The 12594-nt window shown below is 63.1% G+C and carries 16 protein-coding genes; all 16 read left to right on the forward strand.

Annotation, left to right across the window (positions count from 1 at the left end; translation table 11 throughout):
- The first annotated feature begins 143 nt into the window (after window positions 1-143).
- The 16 genes from JAO85_RS25020 (at window position 144) to JAO85_RS25095 (ending at window position 12497) form a co-directional block, all read left to right on the forward strand.
- Entirely contained in the window at window positions 144-416 is a 273-nt protein-coding gene (locus tag JAO85_RS25020; protein WP_017510851.1) for a hypothetical protein, read from the forward strand.
- Between the two features lie 9 nt (window positions 417-425).
- Window positions 426-803, forward strand: coding sequence for a hypothetical protein (locus JAO85_RS25025; RefSeq protein WP_017510850.1), 378 nt, complete (start codon window positions 426-428; stop codon window positions 801-803).
- Window positions 804-806: 3 nt separating this feature from the next.
- Window positions 807-1793, forward strand: a complete 987-nt coding sequence (locus tag JAO85_RS25030; RefSeq protein ID WP_017510849.1) for a DNA primase — start codon at window positions 807-809, stop codon at window positions 1791-1793.
- Between the two features lie 155 nt (window positions 1794-1948).
- Window positions 1949-2368, forward strand: a complete 420-nt coding sequence (locus tag JAO85_RS25035) for a hypothetical protein (protein WP_017510848.1) — start codon at window positions 1949-1951, stop codon at window positions 2366-2368.
- Between the two features lie 28 nt (window positions 2369-2396).
- Window positions 2397-3179 carry a ParA family protein gene (locus tag JAO85_RS25040; RefSeq protein ID WP_009242144.1) on the forward strand — a complete coding sequence of 261 codons (783 nt, stop codon included), beginning with the start codon at window positions 2397-2399 and terminating at the stop codon, window positions 3177-3179.
- A gap of 12 nt (window positions 3180-3191) precedes the next feature.
- Window positions 3192-4484 (forward strand): ParB/RepB/Spo0J family partition protein, encoded by a 1293-nt coding sequence (locus tag JAO85_RS25045; RefSeq protein WP_202789277.1) that lies wholly within the window; start codon window positions 3192-3194, stop codon window positions 4482-4484.
- An 80-nt stretch (window positions 4485-4564) separates the two neighbouring features.
- Entirely contained in the window at window positions 4565-4945 is a 381-nt protein-coding gene (locus JAO85_RS25050) for a TrfB-related DNA-binding protein (protein WP_027477978.1), read from the forward strand.
- Window positions 4946-5018: 73 nt separating this feature from the next.
- Window positions 5019-5342: a type II toxin-antitoxin system RelE/ParE family toxin gene (locus tag JAO85_RS25055; RefSeq protein ID WP_202789279.1), complete on the forward strand. Its 324-nt coding sequence runs from the start codon at window positions 5019-5021 to the stop codon at window positions 5340-5342.
- Window positions 5339-5650, forward strand: a complete 312-nt coding sequence (locus JAO85_RS25060; RefSeq protein ID WP_011811068.1) for an addiction module antidote protein — start codon at window positions 5339-5341, stop codon at window positions 5648-5650. Before JAO85_RS25055 ends, JAO85_RS25060 begins: the two co-directional genes overlap by 4 nt.
- A 113-nt stretch (window positions 5651-5763) precedes the next feature.
- A complete protein-coding gene (locus JAO85_RS25065) occupies window positions 5764-6726 on the forward strand; it encodes a replication initiator protein A (protein ID WP_017510844.1) in 963 nt (320 codons plus the stop codon).
- Window positions 6727-8231: 1505 nt separating this feature from the next.
- Window positions 8232-9269: a DNA-binding protein gene (locus JAO85_RS25070; RefSeq protein WP_202789278.1), complete on the forward strand. Its 1038-nt coding sequence runs from the start codon at window positions 8232-8234 to the stop codon at window positions 9267-9269.
- Complete coding sequence (locus JAO85_RS25075; protein WP_105779265.1) at window positions 9266-9766, forward strand: hypothetical protein; 501 nt, start codon at window positions 9266-9268, stop codon at window positions 9764-9766. Before JAO85_RS25070 ends, JAO85_RS25075 begins: the two co-directional genes overlap by 4 nt.
- 210 nt (window positions 9767-9976) lie before the next feature.
- Window positions 9977-10189, forward strand: coding sequence for a hypothetical protein (locus JAO85_RS25080; RefSeq protein WP_017510841.1), 213 nt, complete (start codon window positions 9977-9979; stop codon window positions 10187-10189).
- A 3-nt stretch (window positions 10190-10192) separates the two neighbouring features.
- A complete protein-coding gene (locus tag JAO85_RS25085) occupies window positions 10193-11107 on the forward strand; it encodes a DNA cytosine methyltransferase (protein ID WP_011798656.1) in 915 nt (304 codons plus the stop codon).
- A gap of 21 nt (window positions 11108-11128) precedes the next feature.
- The gene (locus tag JAO85_RS25090; protein ID WP_017510840.1) at window positions 11129-11746 is read left to right on the forward strand and encodes a phospholipase D family protein; all 618 of its coding nucleotides are present in this window, start codon (window positions 11129-11131) and stop codon (window positions 11744-11746) included.
- Window positions 11747-11765: 19 nt separating this feature from the next.
- Entirely contained in the window at window positions 11766-12497 is a 732-nt protein-coding gene (locus tag JAO85_RS25095) for a hypothetical protein (RefSeq protein WP_105779263.1), read from the forward strand.
- Window positions 12498-12594: the final 97 nt, after the last annotated feature.

A 12594-nucleotide genomic window follows, 5' to 3' on the forward strand; every position in this document is an offset into this window, starting at 1 on the left:
GAGGCTCCAAGGTAGCTTGCCTGAACCCCGAAGAAACACAAGCCCGGAACCCGCGAAAAATCAGGCTTTTTTCTCTCACAAACTATTGACGGTCAATAGTTTGACGGGTAGAATATAGGCATTGGTTGAGTAGGAGTTTCAACATGGCAGATCAAGGCACTTTCGACTTTGGCCCGGATGTTCCCCGGAGCGGCGTGGCTTTGAAGCGGGACTTCCACGGGTTCGCTCAGTTCCGCGAAGACGAGCGCAGCCCTTGGGTGTTCTATGTGTGCGGCTTCGACTCCACCGTGACCGGCGAGGCTGGCCAATGCACAGTGTTGCGTGCCGATGGCGGCCGCGAGTGTGTGCCCATCGACGCCGAAGACCGCATCACCATCGCCGGGCGCAAGTACGGCCGGAAGCACTGGAATCATTGAGGGCCTGTCATGCGCTTCCATCGTTTCGGCAAGTACGAATTCCGCGACACCGAGCGCAAGCGTGCCGCTTTCGCACGCAAGCAGAAGGCCGAGCGCGAGGCCCTTCCTCTGTTCGCTGACCAAGTGGCGGCCGAACAGATCGACGTGGACGAGGAAATGACGACTCGCCGGCTGCAATGGGAGCGTCAGCAAGCCACTGACCGCAAACGCCGGGCCGACAAGTGGCGCGAGGCGCGGCGGCGTCTCAACGGCTACCAGGAGCCGGTGCGCGGGGCCTTGCTGGCGTACTGGCAGGGCTGCAAGTGGCCTGCCGATCCGAGCTACTTCCTCTCCATGCTGCACATGTACGACACCGGCCGCCTCTCTCTCAACATCCCGAAGGCTTGAACCATGTCCCACATCCTGATCGACCACCTCACACAAGCCGCATCGTTTTACCGTGGCCAGCTCCGTGCCTCTACGCGCGCGGTGGCTTACCTGAAATCGCGCGGGCTGCGCGGTGACATCGCGGCGCGCTATGGCTTGGGCTATGCCCCGGCCGGCTTCCAGGCGCTGCGCGAGGCATTCCCGAACTACAACGACCGTGCCTTGGAAAAGGCTGGGCTGGTGGCGGTCAACGACGGCGGCCGGCGTTATGACCGCTTCCGCGACCGAATCATGTTCCCCATCCTCGATGACGCCGGCAGCGTGATCGGCTTCGGCGGCCGCGTACTCGAAGGCGACGGGCCGAAGTATCTCAACTCACCGGAAACCGAAGTCTTCCAAAAGGGGCGCGTGCTGTTCGGTCTGACCCAGGCGGCCGAGGCCATTGCCGCGACCGGCACGGCCTATGTGGTGGAGGGATACCTGGATGTCGTCAGTCTGGCCCAACATGGTGTGCAGAACGCCGTGGCAACGTTGGGCACGGCTACAACAGGCCAGCATGTGGAGCGGCTGCTGGGCTTGGCCAAGCGCGTGATCTTCTGCTTCGACGGAGACGACGCCGGCAGGCGGGCGGCTGCGCGCGCCCTGGACGTGTGCCTGCCTCATGTTACCGACGCGGCCGACGTGAGTTTCCTTTTCCTTCCGCGCGACCACGACCCGGACAGCTACGTGCGCGCCAAGGGTGGGGACGCCTTCAACGACTTGGCCTTGGAGGCTTCGAGCCTCGAAGGCTTCTTCCTGGCCAGCGCGATGCAGGGTTGCCAGTTGGAGTACGCCGAGGGCCGGGCGCGGCTGGTGGCCACGGCTGCGCCGCGTCTCCAGCAGATCAATGCACCGGCAATGCTGCGCCGGATTCTGACCGCCATTGCTGGGCCGTCCAAGTTTTCCGTGGGCGAGCTGATCGACTTATGCGGACTGGAAAAAAACATGCTTGCAACTATTGACGGTCAATAGTTTTATGGTAGAATTCAACTCATCGGCAGCGGATGGACGGCCGATGAACCCCGGAAACAACTGTGAGCAGACAGTGGGGCGCTGAACCGATCTTTCGCACGCGAAAGGGACGATCCACCAAAGACCATCATCAACATGACTTAGGAGCTTTGACCATGCGTACTACCGTTTATGCCCGCCTCTTTGACCGACTGGCCGACCTGATCCCCAGCCTGCAATCCGCCCGCGCTGGTGCGGTTTTCTGCGCCCCTCCGCGTATCCCTGACGACATGGCTGTGTATTGCCACATCGCGGCCGTCGAGGGTGACATGCGCCTGATCGAGCTGGCCGACGACAACCAGAAGAAGGGCACGGTAATGCCTGCGCCTTGGCTCAAGCTGCGTGTGGATATGGTCAACAAGCTGGCCGAGGTGCTGGAGATGGAAGACACCTTCGGTTATCAGGTGATCTACACGGGCGGCAGTGCGGTGAACCCGCGCCGCGCCCAGATCAACATGTTCGCTATGAACTGGCTGCAAGTCATGGTGAATTTTGAGCTGTGCTTCCAGCCTGCCGACGTGTCGGTGGCGGCCTGATCGACAACTAGGGAAAGGACGAACGATCATGAAAACCATCGCTATCGCCAACCAGAAGGGCGGAGTCGGCAAGACCACTGTTGCCCGCAACCTGGCTTTCTTCGCCATCGAGCGCGGCTTGCGCGTCCTGTGCGTTGACCTCGATCCGCAAAAGAACTTCAGCAAGACCCTCCGGGCGCTGCGCGAGCGTACCGTGGGCGACCAGGGCGACGAGCTGCAATCGCTGACGGGCAGCGCCTTGTTCGACGGAGAGGCCATCGAACTGCAACCGCTTCCGTGCGGCGAGTCCGCTGCGCTGGTGGCTGCTGACCGCGAGCTGGTGGACGTGGCCAGCCGCCCGCTGGAAGACCTGCACGCCCCGCGCGCTGCGCTGGCCAAGCTGGCCAAAGACTTCGACGTGTGCATCATCGACACGGCCCCGACGCTGGGCAATCCGCTGTATGCCGCGCTGATCGCCGCTGACTTCGTGGTATGCCCTTGCACGATGGATCAAGACGCCATCGACGGCCTGGGCGACCTGTTTGAAGACATTGCGCGCGTGCAGCAACTGGAATGGAACGCCGACCTTGTGACGCTGGGCCTGCTGGCCAACCGCGTCAATACCCGCCGCGCCTTCGACCGCAACGCCCTGGAGCAACTGCGCGACGAGCTGGGCGAGGTGGTGATGGAAGGGGTGCTTTACGACCGCGCAGCCACGCAGTACGCCAAGGATCGGCCGGTGTGGCGCGTGCAAAGCGGCGAAAGCCAAATCCTGGCCGCCCGCGAAATGAAAGCGGTGTGCAACCAGATTTTCGACAAAGCCGCGATCTAAAAGGACAAGGACATGACCGCAACCGCAACCAACAAAAAGCCCGGCCTGAACCTGGGCAAGCTGTCCGCCGTGGCTCAGATCGCCGTCAAGCCGGCGCAGCCGGCCGACGCCGAAATCGAACTGGCGCGCATCTACAGCGTCAAGCAGGTTCGCAAGACGTTCCGCAACCTGGAGGAACTGGCCGAGAGCTTCAAGCTGAACGGCATCATTGAGCCGCTGGTGGTGCATGAAGAAGCTGACGGCCGCTACCGGATCATCGTCGGGGAGCGCCGCTACCGCGCCGCGCCGCTGGCTGGGCTGGTCAAGGTGCCCGTCATCATCAAGAAGGGGCTGACCGAGCTGCAAATCCGCCGCTTGCAAGTGACGGAGAACAACGACCGCGACGACCTGACCGCCTACGAGGAAGCAATGGGCGTGATCGAGGACGTGGAGCTGTACGGCACCAAGGAAGCGATGACGATCTGGAACCGTGGCGAGGCATGGGTTAGCAAGCGCATGGCTGTGCGCCGCTATGCTGACCCGGTGCGCGAGCTGCTGGAGAACGATCTGTGCGGCGACTTTGAGGTGCTGCACTGCCTCAACCAGATTTACGACATCGAGGACACGCACACCGAGTTTTCGCGCCTCTCTCACCGTATGAACGAGGGCTTGCCCTTGTCGCGCGACGAAGCCCGTAACACGCTGGCCAGAATGAAGGCATGGAAGCAACAGCAAGACGATCTGGCCCAGCGCCGCATCGAGCTGGACAACGCCAAGAAGGCCGGCGACAAGGCCCCGGAGAAGACCCCCGCATGGCTGGAAGAACAGCGCAAGCGGGATGCCGAGCGTGCGGCTGCTGGAGCTGATGCCGGCGACCAGGACGAGGATGGCGGCCAAGGCCCCGCGCCGGCCCCGTCCGCCGCCTCGGGACGCGGCCAGCAAGCCCTCCCGACGATGGAGCTGACCCCGGAGCAGAAGGCCGCTGCCGAAAAGGAGCGGGCCAACGAAAAGCTGCTGTCGCTGCGGGAAGAAATCTTCGAGTGGGGCGAAGCCAATCAGGCGCAGTTCTTCAGCATGAAAACCCACATGACCACGCTGGGCCACAACATGCACGAAACCGAGTGGGTGCTGTGGCAAGGATTCCTGTCCATGACCTTGCCGATGCTGGAAGGCATCGGCCCGGAGCGGGCTGTCATGTATCTGAAGAAGCTCCAGGGCGAGCTGAAGGACAAGACGCCGGCGCAGTTGTGGGAAGAACTGCATCCCGACATCGAGGGCGCTGGCCGGAATGCCTCTCCCGACATGCCGGAAGGCTGGCGTTTCTGACCTCCCCATGAAGGCGGCCGCTGGCCGCCTCTCTTTCAACTTTCGCGCGCGAAACCGCGCTGATGCACCGGACGGCCCCAATGAGACTGAAACGCCTTACCCCGCAAGCCTTTGACCGCGCTGCCGCCGACACCCGCATGGGCGACCAAGCCCGTGAAATGGCGCGCGCCGTGCTGGTGGATGGACGCGCCCAGGTGGACGTGGCCACCGAGTACGGTATGAGCAAGCAACGTGTCAGTGGCGCCGTGGCCACTATCGAGCGGGCATACAAGAAAACCACGACGCCGGGCGTGAGTTCCATTCGCGTGGAGCTAGATCTTCCTGAAACCTTGGCCCTGGAGCTGGCCGCCTTGGCCGAGGCAATGAAAGGGTGCGACGACGCGGCCAGATGTGCCGAGGTGCTGGATAAGGCCACGAACGCCGTGCGCAAGGCCGCCAAGCTCTTGGTAGCCGCGCCATGACCTACGCGATCAACCAAGACGAGGCGCAGGGTGCTCCCTTGCGCCTTTGTCGTTTATAAACGATAATATGGACATGTTCACCGTTCGGCACTACATCACCGAGGACGAGCACGACCCGTTTCAAGAGTGGCTGAAGAAGCTGCGCGACCCGATTGCTAAGGGCCAGGTGGTCAAGCGCGTGGGCCGCATCGAGGCGGGCAACTTTGGCGATCACAAGCCCTGCCGTGAAGGCGTGTGGGAGTTACGAATCGACCAAGGCCCCGGCTACCGCGTCTATTACGCGATGACGGGCGCGGTAGTGGTTCTGCTGTTGTGCGGCGGTGACAAAGGCACCCAGGACGCGGACATCGAGCGCGCCATTGGGTATTGGAAAGACTGGCAACGGAGGTCAGCATGAAGGATCGAAGCCACGACGAAGCGATGGCCGAGCTGTTCAAGGAAGACCCGGCTTTTGCGGCCGAGTACCTGAACCAGCTTCTCCAGGATGGAGAACCGGCCGATCTATTGGTGGCGCTGCGCCAGATGGCGCAAGCGCGCGGTGGCGTGCGCGCTATCGCCAAGGAAACCGAGCTGAATGCCAACCAGCTCTACCGCACGCTGTCGCCCCAGGGAAACCCGGAGCTGCGCAGTCTGTCGGCCGTGCTCAAGGCGCTGGGCCTTCGCTTGGCGGTGCAGCCAGTTGGCCAGCACCATGCCACGGCATGAATCAGAAAGCACAAAAGAAAATGCCCGGCGAGCAGGCCGGGCACTTCAAAGACCATCATCAACCCCTAACGGATCAACCCGCTTGGCAGCAAGAGACACATAAGGAGCAATGAATGTCCCATCATAACACAGACAGCGAAAGCGCAACACTTTTTCCACTTGGGCGAGGCGATGAGCCGGCAGGTGGGAACATCCTGGCCAGCGCCGTGCAGCCTGATCTGTTTGTGGTGCTTGAGGCGATCCATGATTGGCCTGTCAAAGATGATGTGTCCTCGATGGAGTACCCCATTTTCTCCCTCTCGAAGAACCGCGACACGCGCATCCGCGTCTATTCGCGTGCCGGCCGAAGCATTCGCATCATCCCGTCCGCTGTGGGCGCGGCTACAGTCTTCGACAAAGACATCCTGATCTACTGCATCAGCCAGATCGTGCGAGGGCACGATGCTGGCATCAAGGTTTCGCGCCGTGTCCGCGTGGACGTGTACCCGTTTCTGCTGGGAACGCGCCGCAGCACCGGAGGCGCGGCCTACGAGCGCGTGGTGGACATGTGCCGACGCCTGAAGGGCACCACCATTGAAACGAACGTCAAGACGAACGAGAAGGAACAGCTCGAAGGCTTCGGCTTGATCGAGGACTACCGCGTGACGACTTGGACGAAGAACGGCAAAGGCGCGCTGGAGTTGGAGCTGACAATTTCTGAATGGCTCTACCGGGCCGCAATGGACTTCGACATCCTCACTCTACACCCCGACTACTTCAGCCTTGGCCAAGCCCTGGAACGCCGGTTGTACGAGCTGGCGCGCAAGCACTGCGGCGATAAGGCATGGTGGGAAATCAGCTTGCCGTTGCTGCTGGAGAAAACGGGCAGCTCGCAGACCTTGCGCCGCTTCAAGCAAGAGATCAAGGAGATCGTGGAGCGCGACCCATTGCCCGACTACCGGATGTTCCTGGACGAGTCCGTGAAGCCCAACAAGCTGGTCATCATGACCCGCGACAACGCCAAACTGGTATGCGAGGCCAACAAGGCCGGCAAGCTGTCCTGGGTGTCCTACTTCTTGCAAAAAAAACTGGCCTGACCCCCCATGCAGAGGCTCGCCGCACTGCCCCAGCTTGACCACCGGCAGAGCCTCAACCGCCCATCGTGGCACACTGGCCAGCGCCGGGACGGACTCGTCTATCGGCGTACATTTCGCCTTCTTGCCAAACCGCGCGAATTCGTCTATCGCGGTACGGTTTACTCGTCTATCGCCGCACATCCTTGCGCGACAAAACCACCGAAAAACCCGCATCAGCATTGGACTTTTAGCCCGGCAACATCCGAAAACGCCTTTTTTGCTGCCACGCTGAAAGCATCCGACATTGCCAAAAACACTCGTCTATCGGCGTACATTTGGCCACTTATCCACAGAAAACGCGGCCGTTTCGTCTATCGACGTACAAACACTCGTCTATCGCGGTACGCTTTTCTCGTCTATCGGCGTACAGCTTTCTCGTCTATCGGCGTACATGCCACTTGGAAAAATCCTTGCGCGACAAGGACTTACGACCTGTTATCCACAGCGTAACACGCGCGCGCGTTTTAACGCCTTCTTATTTAACGTTTTAACGCCGCCGAAGGGGGGTGCCCCCCCTTCTCGAACCCACCCGGCCGGCTTCGCCGTCCTCCCATCCCCCCAGGGGCTATGCCCCTCGGCCTTCGGCCTCACCCCGAATCGTGCGCGCCTGCGGCGCGAGTGCTTACGAAAGCCCGGCTGCGCCGGGCGGGGTGCTCCACCGCCCTGCAACCACGGTCTAAGCGGCTCAGGCCGTCCGCAAGCGGCCGTCCCGACCTGCCCCGCAAGCGGGGCACCCTGCGGGCGCTAAGACACCGGATAAATCACGCTCGCCGCGTCCTACGGCCGCGCCGACCGCTCAACCGGGCGCGCAGCGCGCCGTGGAACACCGTTCCTGCTGCACAACCGTCAAAAAGTCTTCAAAAGGGAGGGGCGAAGCCTTCCGCGATGGGCATGAAGGCTTAGAAGGGCTGAAATGGCCGCGCAGGAGGCCCGCCACGGCGTTTTCTGACCCTTGGCCAGCCCTGACCCCTCGGACACCCGGAAAAATCGCTTGTAGCGCGTTCTGTGCGGTCGATTTTTTGGCTGAACAGCTCATACGAACCGCTGGCCAGCCGCTGCCCCACGGCGGCCGCCTCGATGCGTGCCGGATGCCTGCCAGCGAAAGTGAACACGATAGACGAATCACTGCCCGCGAAGGCTCTGTTTCCGGGGCTTGGCGGCCGAATTCGAGTGCCAGCACGCATGAAATCGACCTGATCCTGGCCAACTTGCCCATTTTTCCCGGCCTGGAGCCATTCGAGGCTCGGGCCGACGCGCCCGATTCGTCTATCGGGGGCTTTTCCAGAGGGACGGCCGCCGAGGTGGCCACTGACCCGCTTCCACCACCAGCTCGACGCCGGCACGCCGAAGACAGGCGCGGCCGCCGCCGACATCCGGCCGGCGCTTCGCCTGTTGCGTTTGTTGTTGTTTACTGTAAAATACAACATACAACAACAAACAACACAACCAACCGGAAGGAGTCTGACATGGCAAGCGAAGCGATCATCACGGAAGAATTGATCTGTAAAGCCGCCGAACAACTGGCGGCCGAGGGGATGCGCCCGACGAACGAGACGGTGCGCGAACTGCTGGCGAAGTGGACGAGCACGAAGGGCGGCAGCTACGCCACCATCGGCCCGGTGCTGCGAGCCTGGAAGGCACGCCGCAAGGCTGCCGAGTCGGCCGAGCCGGTGCGCGAAGCCGCGCCCCAGGTGGTGCTCGACAAGGTGCAGGGCTGGGCTTCAGACATGTGGGGCGTGGCCCTGGAGCTTGCCAACGGCCGCTTGGCCTCCGAGCGTGAATCCCTGGAGCGGGTGCGTCAGGAACTCGAAGCCGAGACTGCGGAGGCGCTGGCCCTGGCCGAGAAACGCGAGGACGAACGCGATGAGGCGCGCCGGCAAGCTGCCGAACTGACCGATCAACTGGCCAGCCTTCAGGCCGACGTGGCTGCACAAACCGAGCGGGCGGTGGCGGGGGAGGCGCGGGCGGCCGAGCTGGAGAAGCGGGCCAACGAGGTGCATGACGACCTGAAGGCTGAACGGGCGCGACGCGATGAAGCGGAGGCCGCACGCCGGACGGTGGAAGCCGAGCTTTCCACCCAGCGCGCCGACGTGGCCCGACTCTCCCAGCAAGCGGCAGACTTGGAGCGCGAGCTGGCCCAAGTTCGCGGTGAACTTGCGCGAGTGCAGGAGCAAGGAGCGGCCGAGCTGGCGGCGGCGCGGAAAGAGCACGCCGAAGGGGTGGCTGCTCAACGTGCCCAGCATGATGCCGAGGTGGGGCGACTGAAAGATGCTCACCAGCAGGCATTGCACGACCAGAAGCAGCGCAGCGTGGAGGTCATCGGCAAGCTGGAGGCTTCCAAGCAGCGCATGGAGGCCGAGCTGGACGAGGCGCGCAAAGAGGCCCGCGATGCGGCCGCCCAACTTGGCCGGGTGACAGGGGAACTCGACGCGCTGCGCAGTCAAGTGGCCAGTCAAGAGGCGACCATCCGGGGTTTCACCGCAAAAAAGGCTGACAAGACGTGATCGGCTCCGCGTGGCTGCATCTGGCCAGCTTCGCGGTCATGCTGGTGGCGATCCGCGCCGTCCGGCGCTGGACGTGGCTGTACGCCCTGTCCGTGCTGCCCGGCACGCTGGCCCATGAGGCTATGCACTGGCTGGCCGGCTGGCTGTTTGGTGCGCGCCCGGTTTCCCTGTCGATCCTGCCGCGCCGGATGCCTGACGGGGAGCTGCTGCTGGGGCGCGTGCTGTTCATGCGCCTGCGCTGGTGGAATGCGGTTCCCGTGGCCCTCGCGCCCTTCCTTCTCATTCCGTTGAGCGCCGGCCTGCTGTGGCATTCCGCTGGCTGGCTTGCTCTCGCATGGCCCAGCCTTGGCCTGAAGCTCCTGGCCGTGCAATGCCTGCTGGCGACGTGGCCGAGCGGCCGCGATTGGCGGCACGCCTTGGCCGGCGCAGCCGTGGCCGGGGCGCTGACGCTCGCCGGCCTCTACCTCTACAACCGTTTGGGCTTCGCCCTGCGGTGACTTTCGCGCGCGAAAGCCTGCGCCGGCTGATGTTGTGCTTTCATAATGAAAGCAACTTTTTGCGCATAACTATTGACGGTCAATAGTTTAATGGGTAGAATATAGGCATTGCTTCAGTGATGAGGCAATGCCTCGGTAGGGGTGACGGTGAGCAGACCAGACCCCAGCCGCTTAGACCATCTTCAACCCTTCCGCATAAGGAAAACGACCATGCAAACCGCCCTGGCCAACACCACCGCCCAAGCCACGGATTACCCGCAATGGGTGATCGTTGAGAACGCCGGCACCGATGCCGAAGACGTGTGGAGTGACCACCACACTTTCAAGGCGGCGCTGAAGGAGCTGGAGAGCTGCGGCGGCACGGATAACGGCTTCGACCTGATGAAGCGCCTTCCCGATGGCACCCTGACCACGGAATTCTGACCCATGCGCTGTATCGACCTCTTTGCAGGGGCCGGTGGCTTCACCGAAGGCGCGCGCCTGGCTGGCGCGCGCGTGGTGTGGGCCGCAAACCATTGGCCGCTGGCTGTTCAGTACCACCAGACCAACCACCCTGACACTTGGCACGAGTGCCAAGACCTCCAGCAAGCCGACTGGCGCGCGGTGCCCGCGCATGATGTCGTGCTGGCTTCGCCAGCCTGCCAAGGGCATTCGAGGGCAAGAGGCCGCGAGCGGCCGCATCATGACGCGCTGCGCAGCACGGCTTGGGCCGTGGTGGCTTGCGCGGAATACCACCGCAGCCCGGTGATCCTAGTCGAGAACGTCCCCGACTTCGAGAAGTGGGTGCTTTACCCGGCTTGGCGCGATGCGCTGCGCCGGCTGGGCTACGCCGTATCGCCGCATCTGGTTGATGCGGCGGATCATGGCGTGCCGCAGAACCGACAACGCCTGTTCCTGGTCTGCACGCGCTCTCGGCGGCCGCTGCGCTTGAGCCTGCCGCGCCGCGAGCACCGACCTATTGCCGATGTGATCCAGTGGGATGCACACCCGTGGAGTCCGATCGTCACGCCCAGGCGCAGCGACAAGACGCTGCGTCAGATCGCGGCGGGCCGTGCTGCGCACGGCGACCGCTTCCTGATCCCGTACTACTCCAGCGGCAGCGGCCTCACCGGCCGCAGCATCCACCGGCCTGTCGGCACCATCACTACCCGCGACCGCTGGGCCGTGATCGAGGGCGACAAGATGCGGATGCTTGCCGTGCCCGAGGCACGGGATGCAATGAGCTTTCCGCCGTCCTACGTCCTCCCCAACGTCCACCGCGATGCCATGCACCTGCTGGGTAATGCCGTCTGCCCCGTGGTGGCCGCCGACTTCCTCAACGAGCTGCGCCTTGCGGCTTGATCGTTTTCCTGGAGCTGCCCTATGAAACCTTCTCGCTTCCTTCCTGTGATCCTCGCCGGCCTCGCCTTGAGCTGGGCCGGCTCCGCTTTCGCCTTCAAGCCTAGCGCGCTGCGCGAGCTGGCCGATGCCATTGAAACGGCCGCGCCTGTTGCCGTGCCTGCGGCCGGCTCCATCGAGGTGGGCTTTTCGCCCAAGGGCGGGGCCGAGGCGCTGGTTCTTCGCGTGATCGACTCCGCGAAGACCGACATCAAGGCGCTGTCCTACAGCTTCACCAGTCCGCGCGTGGTGGCCGCGCTGCTGCGCGCGGCCAAGCGCGGCGTGGCTGTCTCCCTGGTGGCCGACTACAAGAACAACATCACCGACGACCGCAGCGGAAAGGGCCGGGCGGCCCTTTCCGCGCTGGCCGAGGCCGGTTGCGATGTCCGCGTGATTTCCGCTTACCCGATCCACCACGACAAGGTGCTCATCGTGGATCGCCAGACCGTCGAGCTGGGGAGCTTCAACTACTCCGACGCAGCCGCGCGCGTGAATTCGGAGAACGTCCTGGTGAACTGGAATAATTCGGCGCTGGCCAAGGCATATCTGGCCCACTTTGATCGCAACTGGCGGCAATCCGAGCCTTTCCGTGCCCGGTATTAACAGGAACTCGGAGAACACCATGACCGTCGATTTTTTCCTCATTGATGCCCCGCACACCGTCCCCCAGGAATTCCAGGCTTGGGAGGCTGCGAAAGCGCATCACCGCGCCGTTTTTCTGCGCTGCGTGGATGCCGAAGATGGCAGCGCCGAACAATCCCGCCTCGATACGGAGGGCCGGGCCGCGAAGGCCGAGGCTGACCGCTTGGAGCAAGCCGCGCGCACGGCTTGGTTGCGGGCGAAGCGGCAGTCCGTGGAAATCCACATCAACAATGACACGCGCGAAACCCGGCATTGCTTTACCGAGCAGCCGTTGCGAATCCACGCCGGTTTCACGCACCAGGATGCGGCCGCTGGCTGGCGTCAAGTCCTCGCCTTTTCGTCCAGTCCGACCCCTGACGCCGACACCTTGGCACGGATCGAGCGGGCGAAATCGGATGCCGTCTCGCAACTGGAGTCCTATTGGGCCGAGCTGGCCGAAGCCACCGATATTCAGCGCGTTATCTGCCAGGGCGTTCATTACACTTGGGATGCGCTTGGCCAGGGAATCGGTTTCGGTGGGCAGGCGTTCCGTGTTGAGTGGCTGGACGCTGATCGAGAACCGACCGAGTGCAATTTGTTCGCGCAGGGTCGCATCCCGGTTTGGATGCGTGAGAAGCTGCCCGACAACGCCCGTTCCATCGAAGACTTGGGCTATCGAATTGATCCGTTTCCGGCTGTGGATGACAGCTTGGATGACGACCCGCCGTATTAACCCCTGGGCGTCTCCCCTACGGGGCCGGGCTTTCGTGCTGCGCATCGAGCCGCCTACGGCGTCTCGCCCCTTCGGGCGTCAATCCCTGACGCCTCCG

It is taken from the genome of Comamonas sp. NyZ500, assembly GCF_016772095.1.
Classification (GTDB): domain Bacteria; phylum Pseudomonadota; class Gammaproteobacteria; order Burkholderiales; family Burkholderiaceae_C; genus Comamonas; species Comamonas thiooxydans.

Bases quoted from the DNA above. Each gene is read 5' to 3' on its own strand.
- JAO85_RS25055 (WP_202789279.1), top strand. From the start codon at position 5,019: ATGTTCACCGTTCGGCACTACATCACCGAGGACGAGCACGACCCGTTT.
- JAO85_RS25080 (WP_017510841.1), top strand. From the start codon at position 9,977: ATGCAAACCGCCCTGGCCAACACCACCGCCCAAGCCACGGATTACCCG.
- JAO85_RS25040 (WP_009242144.1), top strand. From the start codon at position 2,397: ATGAAAACCATCGCTATCGCCAACCAGAAGGGCGGAGTCGGCAAGACC.
- JAO85_RS25050 (WP_027477978.1), top strand. From the start codon at position 4,565: ATGAGACTGAAACGCCTTACCCCGCAAGCCTTTGACCGCGCTGCCGCC.
- JAO85_RS25045 (WP_202789277.1), top strand. From the start codon at position 3,192: ATGACCGCAACCGCAACCAACAAAAAGCCCGGCCTGAACCTGGGCAAG.
- JAO85_RS25070 (WP_202789278.1), top strand. From the start codon at position 8,232: ATGGCAAGCGAAGCGATCATCACGGAAGAATTGATCTGTAAAGCCGCC.
- JAO85_RS25025 (WP_017510850.1), top strand. From the start codon at position 426: ATGCGCTTCCATCGTTTCGGCAAGTACGAATTCCGCGACACCGAGCGC.
- JAO85_RS25090 (WP_017510840.1), top strand. From the start codon at position 11,129: ATGAAACCTTCTCGCTTCCTTCCTGTGATCCTCGCCGGCCTCGCCTTG.
- JAO85_RS25095 (WP_105779263.1), top strand. From the start codon at position 11,766: ATGACCGTCGATTTTTTCCTCATTGATGCCCCGCACACCGTCCCCCAG.
- JAO85_RS25030 (WP_017510849.1), top strand. From the start codon at position 807: ATGTCCCACATCCTGATCGACCACCTCACACAAGCCGCATCGTTTTAC.
- JAO85_RS25085 (WP_011798656.1), top strand. From the start codon at position 10,193: ATGCGCTGTATCGACCTCTTTGCAGGGGCCGGTGGCTTCACCGAAGGC.
- JAO85_RS25020 (WP_017510851.1), top strand. From the start codon at position 144: ATGGCAGATCAAGGCACTTTCGACTTTGGCCCGGATGTTCCCCGGAGC.
- JAO85_RS25060 (WP_011811068.1), top strand. From the start codon at position 5,339: ATGAAGGATCGAAGCCACGACGAAGCGATGGCCGAGCTGTTCAAGGAA.
- JAO85_RS25035 (WP_017510848.1), top strand. From the start codon at position 1,949: ATGCGTACTACCGTTTATGCCCGCCTCTTTGACCGACTGGCCGACCTG.
- JAO85_RS25065 (WP_017510844.1), top strand. From the start codon at position 5,764: ATGTCCCATCATAACACAGACAGCGAAAGCGCAACACTTTTTCCACTT.